The following is an 18,766-nucleotide window of genomic DNA, read 5'->3' on the forward strand; positions in this document are numbered from 1 at the left end:
AACAATCAGCAAAAGATTTCTCATAATTCCTCATTTACAAATTAATAGCTTTGAAATATCGTATTAAAATTACTACTTTTAAATGAAGATTAAATGAAGACCTTTCAAAAAATTATCAACAATTTCTTATCTTTTTAACCGGTCTGATAATTCTCTTTTATATGTAATTCCAATTGGTAATTTTTCGTGTTTAATGACCACAAAATCTTTTTCCGTTTCTTCAATTTTATCAAGCGCAACGATATACGATTTATGAATTCGAATAAAGCTTTTATCTGGCAAACATTTCTCTAATTCAGTCGTAGTTATTGAAGCCAGATAGGTTCGCTTAATGGTGTGAAGTTTAACGTAATTTCCAAAACTCTGCGCATATAAAAGCTGATCTAATTCTATATCAATAAAATAGCCATCAACTTTAACGCTTATTGAATTTACGATAGTTTCTTCTTCTTTCACTTTTAAAGTTTCTGTAGAAAAAAAACGATCAACTGCTTTTAAAAATCTTGGAAAATAAATCGGTTTCAGCAAATAATCAATTACGCCGTAATCGTAACTTTCTAAAGCAAATTCAGAATAAGCTGTCGTTAAAATTGTCTTGGGATGATTCGGAATAATCTTTAATAATTCCATTCCTGAAATCTCTGGCATATTGATATCCAAAAACATTAAATCAACATGATTTTCACGCAGATAATCCATTGCTTCAATTCCGTTATATCCTTGAAAAACCAATTCTAATTGCGGATTTTGTTTGATATAATTCGCCAAAACATAATGCGCCGCCGGCTCATCATCAACAATGATACATTTTTTTGGCTCTTTCATTATAAAAACTTTTTCAACTGCAATTTCAAATCAATTATATAGGTATTTTTTTCATCCTGAATATCTAATTTATAGTCTTTTCCATAAATTAAATTCAGACGCTCAATTGTATTTTTCAAACCAATTTTAGTCGAAACTACATCTGTTTTTTTTGTCGGAATTGAATTAACAACATGCAAATGCAGATATCCGTTTTCAGCCGTAATAAAAATTCGGACAAAACATTTTTCAATCGCGCAAGTTCCGTGTTTAAACGCATTTTCAATAAAAGCAATCAACAGCATCGGCGAAATTTTATAGGCATTTTCATTATCCACTTTACTGTCAAAAGTAATATCACAACGATATCCTACACGTTCTTTTTCGAGCTGTACATAACTGTTTATAAATTCTAATTCATCTTCTAAAGATACACATTGTTTATTATTGCTTTCGAGTTGATAACGCATTAATTGCGATACTTTCATAATCAAATCTGGAGTTCGGTCGGGAAATTCCAAGCTGATTCCGTAAAGCGTATTAAAGGTATTAAATAAAAAATGCGGATTTAATTGTCCTTTTAAGGAATTCAATTGCATCTGATTGAACAGCAAAGTTTCGTCAGTTCTTCTTTTATGAATTCTGTAGAATTTAAAAACAATAATTGGGCTTAAAATACAAACCAAAGTTCCTAAAACACTCGCCAATTGGTACACATAACTTCTTTGATGCGAATTCTGGTACAAACGGCAATTACTGAACATATCCAGCATTGTGATTTCATACAAAATAACAGAGAACACAAAAACCCCGAAAAGAGTCAGGAAAATATAAGTCAACGGACGCTGAGTTTTGAATAATATAGGAAGAAGAAAAAACCGATTGAACTGCGCATGCATGTACAAAATAAAATAGAAAAAAATCCCCATTAAAATGGAAGTGACGGAGCTGAAAAGCATCCAGTCATTTTTTAATGTATAAATTGTAAATGAAAAAAGGACAACAGCAATTTCCTGCCACCACTTGTTATCCAAAATATTATCAATCTTTTTATTCATTTTTAAAACTTAAATAGTGTACAAAGTACGGACAAATATTTAATTATTTTTTCCAAAAAATGACAAATTCAATTGGTCATTTATCAGTGCAGTACATCACTTAACCTGAGCTTTATCAGCATAAGAGAAATAAATTTGCGCTTTAATTTCACACTTTGAGTTTTATGTATTTCAAAAAAATTACTTTATTATTTTTCTTGATTTTAGCCTCAAATGGTTATTCACAAACCTTGTCTTTAAAAGAAGCAATAAAAACAGGTCTCGAAAACTATGGTTCGATCAAAGCAAAAAACAATTACGCCAGTGCCTCAAAAGAGACATTAAAACAATCTCGACGTGATTATCTTCCTAATCTTAATTTATCCGCACAACAAGATTATGGAACTATTAATGGCCAAAATGGTGCGCTTTACGGATTTAATGGTTTAGGAACGGCTTCTTCCGGACCAGTCTTGCCAGAACAAAACTGGAACTCTGCTTTTGGTGCGTTATATTTAGTGAACATGAACTGGGACTTTTTCACTTTCGGAAAAACTCAGGAAAAAATCAATTTAGCAAAAGTTGATGTTCAGGCAAAAGAAAAAGATTTAGAGCAGGAGATGTTTCAGCAGAAAATTAAAATTTCGGCTGCTTATTTGAATTTATTGGCGAGCCAAAGGTTACTGATTTCGCAGCAAAAGAATTTAAGCCGTGCAGAAGTTTTCAAAAAGACAGCTGTTGCCCGAGTTAAAAACGGATTATTGGCTGGAGTTGATTCAACCTTGGCAACAGCCGAAGTTTCAAAAGCAAAAATTGCATTGAATCTTGCACGAAATTTTGTAAAAGAACAAAACAATAAATTAGTTGATTTAATGGGCGTTGCGCCTCAGGATTTTATCGCCGATACTTTATTCGTAAATCAGATTCCGAAAGAGGTTTTAAGATCAACGGCTTCAACTGACAGTTTGCATCCTTTATTGCAATTTTATAAAACAAAAATTGATTACAGCAATCAGCAAGTTAAGTTATACAAACGATTTTATTATCCAACGATGAGCGCTTTTGGAGTTTTGCAAACCAGAGCTTCGGGTTTTGAAACGGGTTATGCAGTAGATCAGTCAAATTTTAGCAGAAATTATTGGGATGGTGTAAATCCGGATCGCTCTAATTATTTGGTTGGAGTTGGAATTACCTGGAATTTGACAACGCCTTTTAGAGCAAACAAACAAGTAACGTCTCAAAAATTTGTTTCTCAGGCTTTGCATGAAGAATACAATCAGGCGAGCAGAGAATTGCAATCGCAGTTGACTTTTGCTGAAGATAAAATAAAAATCACTTTGGAAAATTATGCCGAAGCACCAATTCAGGTCAATGCTGCACAACGCGCTTATATTCAAAAATCAACTTTATACAAAAACGGCCTAACCGATTTGACCGATTTGACTCAAACCATGTTTACGTTGAACCGCGCCGAAATCGACCGTGATATTGTCAACAATAATGTATGGCAGTCGTTTTTGCTGAAAGTCGCTGCAACGGGCAATTTTGACTTATTTATAAATGAATTTTAATTAAAAGCCAAATGAATTTAATACGTTTTGCACTCCGCAAGCCCATCTCCATCTTAGTATTGGTTGCGGGTTTATTTTTCTTCGGAATTGGTGCCATCAAGGACATTAAGGTAGATATTTTGCCAAAAATGAACTTGCCGGTAATTTATATTGCGCATCCGTTTGGAGGTTATACACCTGATCAAATGGAGGCTTATTTTGCCAAAAACTACGTGAATGTTTTGCCTTTCTCGAATGGTATAAAATCGGTAGAAACCAAAAATATTCAGGGGTTAATGATTATGAAATTAACCTATTACGAAGGTACAAATATGGCTCAGGCTGCTGCCGAGTTGAGTGCGCTTTCAAACAGAATTCAGGCGGTTTTCCCTCCGGGAACACAACCTCCGTTTATCATTCGTTTTGATGCTTCTTCATTACCAATCGGACAATTGGTTTTGAGCAGTAAAATCAGATCAAATAATGAATTGCAGGATTTGGCCAACGTTTATGTTCGTGCTTCATTTACTTCAATTCCTGGTTTATTATCGCCAGCTCCGTTTGGAGGAAGTCCAAGAACTATTGAGATTAACGTAGATCCCGATTTATTGCGTTCTCACAATATGACGCCAGATCAAATCGTAGAGGCGATTCGTTTAAACAACCAGACGGCGCCATCAGGAAACGTTCGTATGGGCGACAAAAACTATATTACGCCAACAAACAATACGATTAAAGAAATTAAAGATTTTGAAAATATTCCACTATTTAAAGGAAGTGTTCAAAACCTAAAATTAGGTGATGTAGCAGTTGTAAAAGACGGTGCCGATATTACTGCGGGTTATGCTTTGGTAAACGGAAAACGTTCAGTTTACATCAGTATTGCAAAAGCCGGAGATGCTTCAACTTGGGATGTAGTTCAGAAATTAAAAGCTGAATTGCCAAAAATACAGAGCACACTTCCTGAAGACGTAAAATTATCATACGAATTTGACCAATCCGTTTATGTAATCAACTCGGTAAAAAGTTTGATTACTGAAGGAATTATTGGAGCAGTTTTAACCGGATTAATGGTTTTATTATTCCTTGGCGACCGTCGTGCGGCTTTGATTGTAATCTTGACAATTCCGATTTCGATTATTTCTGGAGTTTTATTCCTAAAATTATTCGGTCAAACGATCAACTTGATGTCATTATCAGGATTGGCTTTGGCAATTGGTATTTTGGTGGATGAAAGTACCGTAACAATTGAAAATATTCACCAGCATCTCGATATGGGAAAACCAAAAGCACTTGCCATTTGGGACGCCTGTCAGGAAATTGCGTTGCCTAAATTATTGATTTTGCTTTGTATTTTGGCCGTATTTGCTCCGGCATTTACAATGGTTGGTATTCCAGGAGCGTTGTTCTTGCCTTTGGCTTTAGCAATTGGTTTTTCAATGGTAATTTCCTTTTTACTCTCTCAGACATTTGTTCCTGTAATGGCAAACTGGTTGATGAAAGGACATGAAAAACACGAACATACGCCTGAAATCACAGATGATGAAGCAGAATTTAACGCTTGCGGACTGACGCCAGAATCTGAACAAGATTTGATTACGCAGAAAAAAGTAATGGTTGAAAGATTGGATACTGATCAAAACGGAAAAATAAGTCCGTTTGAGCGATTCAAAGTCCGTTTTATGAAATTGCTGGATCGTTTATTCATTCATAAAAAAATAACAAGTATTACGTATTTAATTTCTGCTACGGCATTAGCTATTCTATTAATTACTTTTATTGGAAAAGATGTTTTCCCAAGAACCAATTCAAGTCAGTTTCAGTTGAGAATACGCGCTGTTGACGGAACGCGTTTAGAAAGAACAGAAGAACAAGCGAGAATTGTTTTGAAAGAACTGGAAAAAATGGTTGGAAAAGAACATATCGGAATTTCCTCTGTTTATGTCGGCCAGCACCCTTCTCTATTTTCAATCAACCCAATTTATTTATTCATGGCAGGTTCTCACGAAGCGGTTTTCCAAGTGAGTTTGAAAGAATATCACGCAGACATGGATGACTTTAAAGATGAATTTAGAGCAAGACTTAAAAAAGTATTGCCTGATACTAAACTTTCTTTCGAACCAATTGAATTGACTGATAAAGTTTTAAGCCAAGGTTCTCCTACTCCAATCGAAGTTCGAATTGCTGGAAAAGACAAAAAAAGAAATGAATTATACGCCAATCAAATTGTTGAAAAACTAAAGGCAATTTCCTATTTTAGAGACGTTCAAATTGGACAACCAATTCATTATCCAGCAATGAATATCGATATTGACAGAACGCGTGCCGCCGAATTAGGCGTTGATATGAACGATATTTCGCGTTCACTTGTAGCTTCAACCTCATCATCAAGATATACCGAAAAAAATACCTGGGTCGATGAAAGAGCCGGATTATCATACAACGTTCAGGTACAAGTGCCATTGAACAAAATGAAAAGCAAAACCGATATTGGAGAAATTCCAGTATTGAAAAACTCTCTTCGTCCAGTTTTAAGTGACGTTGCTAAAATTACACCAAGCTTTGTCAGCGGTGAAAATGACAATTTAGGGGCAATGCCGTACATTACCGTTACAGCAAACATCAACCAGACCGATTTGGGGACCGCGTCAAAAGATGTTGCTGCAACTATAAATTCATTGGGAGAATTACCTAGGGGGTTATTCATTACGCCAATTGGTTTGAGTAAAGTATTGGAGGAAACATTAAGCAGTTTACAAGTAGGATTATTGGTTGCCATTTTTGTAATCTTCTTAATGTTGGCCGCTAATTTCCAGTCATTCAAAGTTTCGTTGGTTATTTTAACAACCGTTCCGGCGGTAGTTTTGGGAGCCTTAATAATGCTGACATTAACTGGTTCAACATTGAATTTACAATCGTACATGGGAATCATCATGTCGGTTGGGGTTTCGATTGCAAATGCCGTTTTATTGGTTACCAATGCCGAACAATTGCGAAAACGAAATGGAAATGCATTAGAATCGGCGCGTGAAGCAGCTGCATTGCGTCTTCGTCCGATTATCATGACATCAGTTGCGATGATTATGGGAATGTTACCAATGGCGATTGGACACGGCGAAGGAGGTGATCAGGTTTCTCCGTTAGGAAGAGCGGTTATCGGTGGATTATTATTCTCTACTTTTGCCGTACTGTTAATCCTTCCGCAGATATTTGCGTGGGCACAAGAAAAAACAACAACACAATCTGTTTCTTTAGATCCTGAAGACGAAGAAAGCATCCATTATATCTCATCTTTAAAACCAAAAAATGAACACTAAAATTATAAAATATAGCGCGCTGTTTTTTTCAGCATTATTTTTCCTGAACAGCTGTAATTCTAAAAAAGAAGAAGTTGTTACGGCAGAAATCGAACCTAAAACAGAAACTTTTCTTTTAGAAAAAGAAAAACTGACTACCGAATTGCGTTTACCAGCAGAATTGACTGGTTTTCAACAAGTAGATTTATATGCAAAAGTGAGCAGTTTCGTAAAAGATTTAAAAGTTGATATTGGTTCCAAAGTAAAAAAAGGACAACTTTTGATTGTTTTGGAAGCACCTGAAATCAGTTCGCAATTGGCTGCAGCCGAATCGAGATTAAAATCGATGGAAGCGATTTATGCAACAAGCAAAAGCACATACAACCGTTTGTATGAAACGAGCAAAGTGGAAGGAACTATTTCCAAAAATGATTTAGAAATGGCAAACGGAAAGAAAAACTCAGATTACGCACAATATCAAGCCGCAATTGCAGCGCACAAAGAAATTTCGATTATAAGAGGTTATTTAGAAATTCGTGCGCCGTTTGACGGTGTTGTAGCGGCTAGAAATGTGAATTTAGGAACATTTGTTGGTCCGTCAGGAAAAGGTTCTGATTTGCCTTTATTAACGATTCAGGAACAAAGCAAATTGCGTTTAGCGGTTTCGGTTCCGGAATTGTACACGGGATACTTGCACCAAGGCGACGAAATGAGTTTCAACGTAAAATCATTGCCAGAGACTTTTAAAGCAACAATTACCAGAATGTCTGGCGCTCTAGATTTAAAATTACGCTCAGAAAGAGTCGAAATGGACGTTCACAATACAAAAGGCGATTTGTTGCCAGGAATGGTTGCCGAAGTTTTATTACCGCTTAACGCGAAAGACAGCACATTTGTAGTGCCAAAATCAGCGGTAGTAAGTTCTGCAGAAGGAATATATGTGGTAAAAGTGGTAAACCACAAAGCCACAAGAGTTGACATTAAAAAAGGAAGAGAAATCGACGATAAAATTGAAATTTTCGGTGATTTGACTCTAAAAGATAAACTGGTAAAAATTGCCAGCGAAGAAACTAAGGAAGGCGATACAATAAACGAATAACCTGCGTTTAGTCTTCTTTTTAGTAGATTACCCAAAATTACTGTACGCATTTATTAATGCGGCATTTTAAAATTTGATTTGGTTTTAAAATGCAAAATTAAATTTATTTTGAAAAGGGAGCGGTGCTATTTTTTAGTGCCGCTCTTTTTTTTGTTTTGGTGAAGAAATAATCTCGCAAAGTCGCAGAATCGCAAAGTTTTTAGTCTCATTTTAGAGCATAAAAATTGGATTTTCATTCAATAAACAGGTAAAAACACGTACTTATTTATATGTTTAAATTGATATTTTTGAATCAATAACCTAAAAATTATTTAGTTGCCCTCCTTAGTAAACAACAAATACTGATTATGACTATTCAAGAGATAAATAAATTTTTAAAATCTGATGCTGCAATTGAAATTAAAGATTCTCAATTTACTTTAAGGTTTCCAATTTCAAATTTTGAAAACACTTACAATATATCAACATTGTATAGATATGTAAAAGATCAAATTAAAAAATGGGATCAGCATGAAGCACTACCGTCAGATTTATTAAAAAGTAAAAATTATTTTGGTACGATTCTAACAAGGATTGAACAATTAATTGAAATGATGCAAAATGGTAATCCTTCACATCAATACATTACAGAATTACAATCCTCAATTAGCACATATGATTATGAAAAAATGATGCCCGCTGACTCAAGTGAAGCTTCTTTTTTAATTTCAGCCTTTAAAGAATCCGCAAAACTTTTTGATGCTGCCTATTCTTATTTTGTTGGAAGAATTAACCATACCTCATTATCAAATAAGGAATATTTTAAAGGTATTATAATGGGGATATTATTTGAGCTTAGAGAAAGTCCATCAATTAACAGCTCATCCCATGACAGAAGTTCTTTTAATTCTTTAAAAACCAGAGTTGAAAAATATGTCTCAGATTCTGATAAAGAACTAAAAGAATTATTGGAAGATGGAGAAAGTAAAATAGATTTCTTTGTTAAAACATCTGATAAAATAAAAAAAGATGATCAAGAAAAACTAAACAAATGGTTTAGTTTAAATCAGATAACTGCCAAAGCTTTTTCTGAAGAAGTAAATGAAGAAAGAAAAAATATCGAACAAACATATAAAGAACTTTTACAACTACAAGCGCCTGCTCAACACTGGAAAGAAACTTCACAAAATTTATTGGCTGAAGGACACATGTTTATGAGAGGATTATTTGCATTAATACTATTAGGTGGCTTTTCACTATATATACTTTTATGGAAAACACCGGAGAGTATGTTAGCAAGTTTTTTTAGTGACGATAAAGCTGCAGCTATTAGGTGGTCTATCGTTTTTATTACATTTATTTCAATAATCTTTTTTGGTATTCAATCTTTACGTAAAGCAATGTTTTCAAGTTTTCACTTAGCTAGAGATGCTCAAGAAAGAGAAAAATTAACAATGTATTATTTATCTTTAATAAAAGAAGGTGCAGTTGGAGATGATGATAAAAAGCTAATTTTACAATCTCTTTTTAGTAGAGCCGATTCAGGTTTATTAAAAGAAGATAGTAGTCCAACTATGCCAGGAATAATTGAGAAATTGCGAAGCTAAAATTTGTTAAAACCTTATATTCATATCAAAATAATGGAAATATATTTAATTGGAGTTATAATTGCTATTTCAGCTTTATATATCAAAACTTATATTCAAGAGAAAGCAAAAATAGACGCTTTAAAATCAGAAAATAAAAAGTTAATTGAGCAAGCTGAAAAAATAAAATCAAAATATAGTAAAGAATTAGAAGAACTCAAAAAAGAACATCAACTGGAAATCTCTAAAAGAAGATATAAATATGAAAGCAAAAGAGATCAATACGTTTCTTTTTTCCAGTTTTTAGATCAATTCACAAAAGATAATACCACTAAATCTCAAAATAAAATGACATTAATCATAAATGATTTTATGACTGATTTTTTAAATGCTCAAGATCATGAACATCAAATGAAGGCGATAACGACTATGAGTAATGAGATGCAAAAGTTAACATTTGAAGCCAGTAAAGATTTGGTCAGGATTAAACAGGAAACTAATACTATTAGATTAATTGCTAGTGAAAAAGTAATTCAAAAACTTGATATGCTGAATTTAGCTTTTGACAAAACACTAGCAGATAGCAATAAAACTTTAAATGATTTGCCTTCACTAATAATGAATGATGATAAACACAGTATAAATGAGAATCAAAGGCAATTAGAAGAATCAGGGAAGATCGTTAAAAAATATAATGATGAATTAATTGCTTTGATGAGAGAGGAATTAGATGAAATATAAACCTTTTCTAATTTTATATAATTATTATCCTCAGCTCCGCAAAGTCTCCCGACTTTGTGTTTTTTTTATCAGTTCTTAAAAATTCAAAAACGAATTAAAAGTCCCCCTGCTGGCGCGAGCGTCTCGCTCGTGAACGCAAAGAGTGGCTACAGTCCGATAGCGCGGATTTGCAATCCGTGCCCACAAAGATTGGTTTGCTTTTTTGTATTAATGAACTATATTGTGTAAAACTGTTACGGAGACGGATAAATTATTACTAATACTTAAATCATAAATACAGCAATCGACAAAAAATATGAAAACATATATCTATTTAGCCATTTTAATCACGTTATTCTCTTGTAAAGAAAATAAAATTGAAGTTCAGGAAAGACAAAATGTAAAAAAAATAGGTCCTCCAAAAATTGATTATGAAATCCGAGAGATCGGTCAATTATATCGGCCTGAAATGATGCAACAAGAAGAAATTAAAAATAAAAATGGAAAAAACAATTATAGATATACGTTAACCAATAGTGATTTATTGGATCAAGATTTGCAAAATATTCAAATTCATTCTGGAAAAATAGCACTCAATTATTATAATTTCCTTATCAAAATAAATTCTCCTTTCAATTATGAAAAGATTATTGTGAAAATTGTTCATCGAAATGGAAAAATTGACAGTTTTGAATATTCAGAAAAGGAAATTAAAGAAATTATGCCATAAAACCCCCGCTCGTGAACGCAATGAGTCATTACGTTTAGTTTGTCATTTCGACCGAAGGGAGAAATCACACTAGAAACTCCGCAAAGTATGTCGCCAATCTTTGTCGATCAACATGTGTGATTTCTCCCTTCGGTCGAAATGACAAACTGTATGCATTAATCTATTGTGTAAAATGACAAAATCGAATACAAAAATACGTATATTCGTACAAAAATATATGTTTAATCCTCAAATTGGCATTCATAGCTATTATGTCTACATTATAACAAACGAACATCGAACATCTTTTTACATTGGTGTTACAAATAATTTAAAACAAAGACTTGCAAAGCATAAAGAAAATATAGATTTGAACTTTAATAGTTTTGCTGCAAAATATAATATTCAGTTTTTAGTTTATTACGAAAAATTCACTTGGATACAAGAAGCAATCGCAAGAGAAAAGGAATTGAAAAAATGGCGAAGAGATAAAAAAATTCAATTGATAAGGAGCTTCAATGAAACTTTTGAATTTCTTAATTTTCAGTTTCAATAAGAAATTAAATATACCTTACAATCTTTGTCGATCAACGAGTGTGATTTCTCCCTTCGGTCGAAATGACAAACTGAACTCAAAAATCTGAAAACCAAAATCTCAACAAAAATATTCCTATTTTTGAGTATAAAATTCCCAATAAATGATTGATATAAAAACATTTGATCAAGCAGAAGATTTACAAAACCCGCTACGCAAAGTCTCCCGACTTTGCGTTTTTTTTATCCGTTCTTAGAAATTCTAAACAAACTCAAAGTCTCCTGACTTCTATCTAAATCCTCTAAAGCTTTTAATTTTTCGCTGGAGTTATAATAATATTGCGATACTCCACAGGACCGTGATCTCCCTGAAGGAATATTGGTCCGGGCTCGGCCTCGTTGCTATCTATAGCGCCGCCAGTAATTCCGGGAATATTCTGATTGCTGATTACTGTTTTACCATTGGCAACAACCGTTACCATTCTACCAATCAGGGTAATATCGTACGAGTTCCATTCACCAGCTTCTTTGGCAACCATTTCATTCGGAATCAGCAGTCCATAAACCGCTCCCATTTGATCTAAAGCAGGTTCCATTCCTTTGCCATCTGTCACCTGTACTTCATAACGACCGCGAAGATACACGCCGCTATTACTGTGTTTTGGAATACGAAACTCTATATGAAGTTTAAAATCATTAAATTTTTCGTTGGTCACTAAATTAACACCCGATTTTGCACTTCGCAAAATACCATTTTCGATAGTCCATTGATTCGTTCCTTCTGTATGCCAATCCTTAATTGAATTACCATTTAGAAGATGAATCGGCTTACCCCAAACAGGTGCAGCAGTGCGACGAAGTGCAGGCGAACGAACACCAGTCCAAGTTTGGGTTTTTCCATCAACAGTTTGTAAGGTTCCGGATATTTTTTCACCTTCAATTTCGCCTTCTACACGAAGATCGTTGCTTCCTTTCTCCCATTGCGGTGGTATAGAAAAGCTAAATTTTCGATCCTGGACATGAATTTCAGATATTGGCCTGGCGCTGCCTACTACGCACATAAATTGTCCTACGAGTGTTTTTGGTCCCGATCGTCTGATTTCGAGCCAGGCCGGCGCAGGTTTTCCATCGACATCAATTGTTATGTCCCAATAGCCTTTTAAAGTATCTTTTTCAACTGCATAAAGATTGTTGCTCACTTGGCTAGCAAAAAGAGTCAATAACAAGCTAACTATCAAAATCTGGTTACGGAAATTTGGAAATGCTGTGGTTTTGGTTTTCTGGTTCATAAAGTTTTTTTGATATTAAAGATAATTAATTTTCAAAAGAAATCAATTTTGGAGTCAAATCTTTAAGACTGAAAAAAGAGCCAAAGGCTCGACCAATATTATAGAGATGGACTTTAGTCCAGCTTAAAACAAATGTATTAACGTGGAAATTTGCTTCGTAAAAATCATTATCTAAACTGGACTAAAGTCCAGCTCTACAATATGAATCATTCCTTCGGAATTTTTTTTTTATTTTATGAAAAAATGAAATTTACTTTTTTAAGCTTTTATTATATCTGCAATATATTTACTTCAAATCCTTCTTAATAACCAAGTATTTCAGATCTGTTTTTCCAACATTGCTAATTCCATGTTCTGCATTTGGCGGACAATAAAAACTAGTGTTAGGTCCAGCTGTAACGGTTTTTCCATCCAGGAAAAATTCTGCTGTTCCTTCTAAGATGTAGAAAAATTCTTCTTCGGGATGGTGATGCGGCGCGTGTGTCGATTTTCCTGGTTCTACTATACTCATTTTGAGTGTGTTTTCCTGAGTAAAGTTTTTGTTGGCAAACCAATATTGATAGCCAACTTTTGTTTTTGTGGCTTTGTTTAAATCAAAGTGATTGACACAATTTTCGATTGTGTATTTTGGTTCTGTCGAAGTTGTTTCTTTTTTTACTTCTTGAGAAAAGGCTGTTTGCTGGAAGAATAAAACAGCTAGTGTGGTTTTTATGATAGTTGTTGGTTTCATTTTTTTTTTGCTGTAATGTTACGAAAAATTTTGGGACGCAAATTTGGACCTTCGTTTTTTTACTTCTTTTCATCCTCAAACTGGACTAAAGTCCAGCTCTACGATATGGGTCATTCCTTCGGAATTTTATTTCGTCCAAAAAAAGAGCCAGTGGCTCGAACTATTTTGTAGAGCTGGACTTCAGTACAGTTTAATAATGGGATTCATTCCACCATAATTCCCTCTAAGAAGAGCTAACGTCCAGTCTTATAACAACAATAATTAATTTTTATGTCTTTAAAGCTTCTGATACAAATTCATATTGGCTCTTAAAAATCCTTCAGTAAAGGATATACTTTTTTAAACTTGTTGAACACAACTTCATATACATTTTTATTTTCAGTATTAGGGAAATAGATTTGTCCGGTTTTGTTATCATTTGTGATCTCCTCGCCGATTGATTTTAAACCTATAAGAACAGCGCCCCAAGAAGATCCTTCAATAGTTTGCGAAGTTTCAACCTGCATCTGAAAAATATCAGCAACCATTTGGAGCCAAAGTTCGCTTTTACCAAATCCGCCGCTAGCCATAACTTTTGTTTTTTTTCTATGTTCGGGATCCGGAATTAAAATTTCTGTGATTTGGAACAATCCAAATAAAATTCCTTCTAAAGTGGCTCGTACCAAGTGCGCTTGCGTGTGTGTAATCTGCATTCCTAAAAGAGTTCCTTTAGCCGAAGCATCCCAGATTGGCGCTCGTTCTCCCAATAAATAAGGTACAAAAAGCAGTCCATCAGAACCCGCCGGAATTTTTGCGGCTTCTTCAATAAGAACTTCTAAAGATTGTGCTGTTTTTAGCAAAGTTTCTTTCAGCCATTGTAAAACTATCGCACCATTATTGACAGCGCCTAAAGTAAGATATTGATTGTCCATCAAATGATAACACTGCGTACGCATTTGGTCGTCAAAATACGGTTTGTCAATGGGCAATCGAACTGCTCCGCTCGTACCAATAGTTAAAGCAATACAATTTTTGTTCATGGCGCCTGTTCCTAGATTGGCCAATGCACCGTCGCCACCGCCAATTATATAAAGAAAATCATCTGAAATTCCTTTGCATTGGTGTGTAACTTCGCAAACTTTAGATAGTTGATTTGGCTTTATGTTTAAGAAATCCAAAACTTCCTCATCCCAATCTAATGTATGAATATTTAACAATCCGGTTCCGGACGCCATTGAGGTGTCTGTATAATATTCATTGGTCAAATGATGCCAGACATATTCTTTTATACTGATGAATTTATAGGTTTTAGAAAATAGTTCAGCGTCAAATTCTTTGAACCAGGCAATTTTTGTAAGGGGAGAAAAAGTATGAATTGGTATTCCGGTTTTTTGATAAAAGTGTTTTCCCAGATCTGAATTTTTAAGTTTTCCGGCAATTCCCGCAGCTCTGTTATCTGCCCATAAAATAGCATCTGTCAGTGGTTTCCCATTTTCATCAATTGCAATGACACTTTGCATCGCCGAGCTAAAACTGATAAACTGAGGCTGAATTCCGTTTGTAATCTCGTTAATACATTTCTTTACGGTTTGCAAAATTTCGTGCGGTTTTTGAACACTCCATTCCGGCTTGGGATGATACATTTCGTAAAACTTAGCAATTTGTCGAAGCACATTTCCCTGTTTATCAAAACAAACGGCTTTTGTGGCTGTTGTTCCTATGTCAATACCAATATAAAATGCTTCCATATTATTTATTTGATCCATAAATTTAAAGTATAACAGAACCGCTTCGCTGTATAGCGCCACATACTTAAATTATTGATTAATTGTTTTTGAATTTGTCTCGTAAAATTATCACTTTCTACACGTTAAAAGTCCTCATTTCAGATTTAATATGTTAAATAAATCCGTTTAAAGTTGCTTAGGAAAATTATGAAAAAGAGATCTTCTCGCCTAGCCCTGATCGAAACGGCATCTCCCGATTTAGAAAAACAAGGCTTTTTAGCCGTAGTTTTTGTTTATCGGGAATATAGTGGAGAGCAGGACAAAACATTCTTTTGAAAACGGAATTTCTGCTCCTGAAAAGAATCTTAACCCAACTTTGCAGAATATCAGAAATAAAAACTACTTTTAAAAACGCTTCAAAAGCAATTTTTAAACCTTTTTATAATGCTCCAACTTAAAATAAAATCATACCTTATATTTGTTATTACTTTAACTTTTACAAATTTTATATACGCTCAAAAAAACCATAATTTAATTGCAAAAGGCGCAGTTCTCACAAAACTATCCGATCAATTCAGTTTTACGGAAGGCCCTGCAGCGGATAAGAAAGGAAATATTTATTTTACGGATCAGCCTAATAATAGAATCATGAAATGGTCGGTAAATGGCGAACTTTCTGTTTTTATGGAAAATGCAGGAAGGGCAAACGGTTTGTATTTTGATCATGCAGGCAACCTTTTGGCTTGCGCCGATGAAAAAAATGAACTTTGGAAAATAGACCAAAACAAAAATTATACTGTAATACTAAAAAACTTCGAAGGAAAAAGGCTGAATGGTCCCAATGATCTTTGGGTTGATCCAAAAGGTGGTATTTATTTTACAGATCCTTTTTACCAAAGAGATTATTGGAAGCACACCTCCAAAGAAATAGAGAAAGAAAGTGTTTACTATTTAGCTCCGGATAAATCCAAAATTATCAAAGTTGCCGATGATCTTGTAAAACCGAATGGTATTATTGGAACTTCAGATGGTAAAACCTTATACGTAGCAGATATAGGAGCAAATAAAACCTATTCTTATACCATCGAAAGTAATGGTTCTTTAGGCAAAAAAACGCTGTTTATCGAATCAGGTTCAGATGGAATAACAATAGACGCTTCCGGAAATATTTACTTATGCGGAAACGGAGTTACCGTATTCAATTCAAAGGGAGAAAAAATAGCCCATATTGATGTTCCTGAACCTTGGACAGCTAATGTTTGTTTTGGAGGAAAAAAATTTAAAACATTATTTATTACCGCTGGTAAAAGTGTTTATACAATAGAAATGAACATTCGGGGCATGGAATAATCGTTCCTATTTCTCTTGTTTATTTTTAGCAATAATCAGAATTTTGATTGAAATTTTATTCGTCAAAGAGAAAATCAGACTTTTTTCAGAATCAAAAAACTTCAAAATCATCTTAAATTGATTCGAATCTAGTTTGAATTTTGCTAAAAATGAAATTTTACAAAAACATAAAACCTTTCGTAATGCCTTATTTTTCTAGTATTTTAATACTCTCTATGATTCAATAAGAAAATATTATGATAAAAATATTTCATTATCAGAAAAACTGCCCTACATTTGTCTAACAGTGTTAAACAATTTAATACTAAATCAAAATGGCTAGTAAAGATCGAATTTTAAGACAAAAAGAAGAGACAAGAAGTAACATTCTTGGGGCTGCTTATGACATCGTAAAAGAAGACGGCTGGAATGGTTTGAGTATGCGCAAAATTGCTGACAGAATTGAATATACTGCCCCTATTATTTATGAATACTTTTCTAATAAAGATGCTATCTTGACTGAATTGACTGGTCAAGGGTTTATTAAACTGGCAAAAGAATTAGAAAAAGCGAAAGCAAAATTTGAAAAACCAGAAGAACAATTAGAAGCCATGTGGATGGCCTATTGGGATTTTGCCTTTACGGATACCGAAATGTACCAAGTAATGTTTGGCGTTCAGATGAATTGCTGCTCGCAAAAATGTTCGCTTTCGGATTCGCCTTATATGATGTTCACAGCAGTTATTGCTGAAGTCATGAAAAGCAGCAATCCGGATCCGGAAATTATTAAACAAAAGTATTTTACTTTCTTTTCTATTATTCATGGTTTGATTGCGATCAACATCATCAACAGAAATGGAGCTTTGGAAAGTATCAACAATCAAATTTTGAAAGACGCTATTGGCGGTATTATCAAATCAATACAATAAAAAAATTTTCAATTTCACTTAACAGTGTAAAATAATTTAAGGAAAATTTAAAATCCTTTTTTTTAGAAGTTTTACTTAACACTGTTAGAAAATTTAATTAACGTAATTAGAGCTTTTTTTTACTCTTTTACTTAACAGTGATAAATGATTTAATACCGATTCAAAACAGAATCAAAAACAGCTTAAAAAAGCAAATTTGCGCACTTAAACTTAACAACGTTAGATAATTTAATTAAATTAATTATGAATCCTGAGAATGTCAGAATGCAAAAGATTTTAAAACAAATGAATGTCCAACAAATTAAAACCAATATGAAAATGAAAAATGTAATTATAACCAGCTTTATTCTGGCTTTAGTACTAAGCAGCTGTGCTGATAAAAATCAGACGCCTGCTGCTCCACCTCCACCGGTTTTACCTGTGGCAGCAATTACAAGCGCTAACACAACTACGGATGCTGAATATCCTGCTTCTATACAAGGTACTGTTGACGTTGAAATTCGTCCGCAAGTAAGTGGAAACCTTGAAAGAGTTTATGTTGACGAAGGTGCTTATGTAACAAAAGGGCAAACTTTATTCAAAATAAACGAACGTCCTTTCCGTGAGCAATTGAACAATGCTTTAGCAAATCTTCACGCAGCCGAAGCGGCTTTAATCAACGCTAACTTAGAAGTTGATAAATTGACTCCATTAGTTCAAAATAAAGTAGTTTCAGATTATCAATTGAAAACGGCTAAAGCTTCTCAAAAAATTGCTGCTGCAAATATCGAACAAGCAAAAGCAATGGTGGGATCGGCTAGAATCAATTTAGGATATACTACAGTAACTGCTCCAGTAAGCGGCTACATTGGAAGATTACCTAAAAAACAAGGAAGTTTAGTTTCGGCTACAGATGTTGAACCTTTAACAAACCTTTCAGATGTTCATGAAGTTTTCGCTTACTTCTCTCTTGGAGAAACAGATTTTATCAACTTCAAAGCACAATATGCTGGGAATACTATTGGTGATAAAATCAGAAAATTGCCTCCTGTAACTTTAGTTTTAGCAGATAACAATGCATATCCGCAAACCGGAAAAATTGATATGGTTGACGGTCAGTTTGATAAAACTACCGGTGCTATTACTGTACGAGCAACTTTCCCAAATGCAAACGGAATTTTACGTTCTGGAAATACAGGAAGAATCCGTTTAGGCGTTCAGCACGACGATGCAATTTTAGTTCCACAATCAGCTACAATTGAAATGCAGGATAAAATATTTGTATTCACTGTAAGCAAAGACAATAAAGTAAGCAAAATGCCTATCACGATTGCTGGTAAAAGTGGTGTTAACTATCTAATCAAAGATGGTGTAAAATCGGGTGACCAAATCGTTTTGAGCGGTATTGACAAACTTCAGGAAGGACAGGTTATTCAACCTGAAAAATCAACTAAAGTTGCCCAAGTAATTAATCAAAAATAATAAAAACG

At 34.0% G+C, this 18,766-nt stretch carries 15 protein-coding genes; 10 read left to right on the forward strand and 5 right to left on the reverse strand.

Annotated elements, in window-relative coordinates:
* Positions 1-126 precede the first annotated feature (126 nt).
* Both ACWA1B_RS21070 and ACWA1B_RS21075 read right to left on the reverse strand, forming a co-directional pair.
* Complete coding sequence (locus ACWA1B_RS21070; RefSeq protein ID WP_456910390.1) at positions 127-825, reverse strand: LytR/AlgR family response regulator transcription factor; 699 nt, start codon at positions 823-825, stop codon at positions 127-129.
* On the reverse strand, positions 825-1,862 hold the full coding sequence (locus ACWA1B_RS21075) for a sensor histidine kinase (RefSeq protein WP_035651006.1): 1,038 nt from the start codon (positions 1,860-1,862) through the stop codon (positions 825-827). Before ACWA1B_RS21075 ends, ACWA1B_RS21070 begins: the two co-directional genes overlap by 1 nt.
* Before the next feature lie 164 nt (positions 1,863-2,026).
* Here ACWA1B_RS21075 and ACWA1B_RS21080 point away from each other — a divergent pair, with 164 nt between their 5' ends.
* The 7 genes from ACWA1B_RS21080 (at position 2,027) to ACWA1B_RS21110 (ending at position 11,336) form a co-directional block, all read left to right on the forward strand.
* Positions 2,027-3,412, forward strand: a complete 1,386-nt coding sequence (locus ACWA1B_RS21080; RefSeq protein WP_456910392.1) for a TolC family protein — start codon at positions 2,027-2,029, stop codon at positions 3,410-3,412.
* 11 nt (positions 3,413-3,423) lie between these two features.
* The gene (locus ACWA1B_RS21085; RefSeq protein WP_456910393.1) at positions 3,424-6,708 is read left to right on the forward strand and encodes an efflux RND transporter permease subunit; all 3,285 of its coding nucleotides are present in this window, start codon (positions 3,424-3,426) and stop codon (positions 6,706-6,708) included.
* Positions 6,698-7,786, forward strand: coding sequence for an efflux RND transporter periplasmic adaptor subunit (locus ACWA1B_RS21090; protein WP_035651000.1), 1,089 nt, complete (start codon positions 6,698-6,700; stop codon positions 7,784-7,786). Before ACWA1B_RS21085 ends, ACWA1B_RS21090 begins: the two co-directional genes overlap by 11 nt.
* Positions 7,787-8,133: 347 nt before the next feature.
* Positions 8,134-9,372: a DUF6161 domain-containing protein gene (locus ACWA1B_RS21095; RefSeq protein ID WP_456910395.1), complete on the forward strand. Its 1,239-nt coding sequence runs from the start codon at positions 8,134-8,136 to the stop codon at positions 9,370-9,372.
* 33 nt (positions 9,373-9,405) lie between these two features.
* Positions 9,406-10,092, forward strand: coding sequence for a hypothetical protein (locus tag ACWA1B_RS21100; RefSeq protein WP_456910397.1), 687 nt, complete (start codon positions 9,406-9,408; stop codon positions 10,090-10,092).
* A gap of 295 nt (positions 10,093-10,387) precedes the next feature.
* Complete coding sequence (locus ACWA1B_RS21105) at positions 10,388-10,801, forward strand: hypothetical protein (RefSeq protein WP_456910399.1); 414 nt, start codon at positions 10,388-10,390, stop codon at positions 10,799-10,801.
* 217 nt (positions 10,802-11,018) lie between these two features.
* Complete coding sequence (locus ACWA1B_RS21110) at positions 11,019-11,336, forward strand: GIY-YIG nuclease family protein (protein WP_456910402.1); 318 nt, start codon at positions 11,019-11,021, stop codon at positions 11,334-11,336.
* 289 nt (positions 11,337-11,625) lie between these two features.
* Here the strand turns inward: ACWA1B_RS21110 and ACWA1B_RS21115 are convergent, their stop codons facing one another.
* The 3 genes from ACWA1B_RS21115 to ACWA1B_RS21125 all read right to left on the reverse strand — a co-directional run bounded on the left by ACWA1B_RS21115 (position 11,626) and on the right by ACWA1B_RS21125 (position 15,078).
* Entirely contained in the window at positions 11,626-12,603 is a 978-nt protein-coding gene (locus ACWA1B_RS21115; protein WP_456910404.1) for a 3-keto-disaccharide hydrolase, read from the reverse strand.
* Positions 12,604-12,889: 286 nt separating this feature from the next.
* Positions 12,890-13,333 (reverse strand): cupin domain-containing protein, encoded by a 444-nt coding sequence (locus tag ACWA1B_RS21120; RefSeq protein WP_456910406.1) that lies wholly within the window; start codon positions 13,331-13,333, stop codon positions 12,890-12,892.
* A 308-nt stretch (positions 13,334-13,641) separates the two neighbouring features.
* The gene (locus ACWA1B_RS21125) at positions 13,642-15,078 is read right to left on the reverse strand and encodes a gluconokinase (RefSeq protein ID WP_456910408.1); all 1,437 of its coding nucleotides are present in this window, start codon (positions 15,076-15,078) and stop codon (positions 13,642-13,644) included.
* A gap of 405 nt (positions 15,079-15,483) precedes the next feature.
* Between ACWA1B_RS21125 and ACWA1B_RS21130 the strand changes: the two genes are divergently transcribed.
* The 3 genes from ACWA1B_RS21130 (at position 15,484) to ACWA1B_RS21140 (ending at position 18,758) form a co-directional block, all read left to right on the forward strand.
* Positions 15,484-16,389 carry an SMP-30/gluconolactonase/LRE family protein gene (locus ACWA1B_RS21130; RefSeq protein WP_456910410.1) on the forward strand — a complete coding sequence of 302 codons (906 nt, stop codon included), beginning with the start codon at positions 15,484-15,486 and terminating at the stop codon, positions 16,387-16,389.
* Between the two features lie 314 nt (positions 16,390-16,703).
* Positions 16,704-17,297, forward strand: coding sequence for a TetR/AcrR family transcriptional regulator (locus ACWA1B_RS21135; protein WP_456910412.1), 594 nt, complete (start codon positions 16,704-16,706; stop codon positions 17,295-17,297).
* 243 nt (positions 17,298-17,540) lie between these two features.
* Positions 17,541-18,758, forward strand: coding sequence for an efflux RND transporter periplasmic adaptor subunit (locus ACWA1B_RS21140; protein WP_456910414.1), 1,218 nt, complete (start codon positions 17,541-17,543; stop codon positions 18,756-18,758).
* Positions 18,759-18,766: the final 8 nt, after the last annotated feature.

The organism is Flavobacterium xizangense (assembly GCF_054075145.1).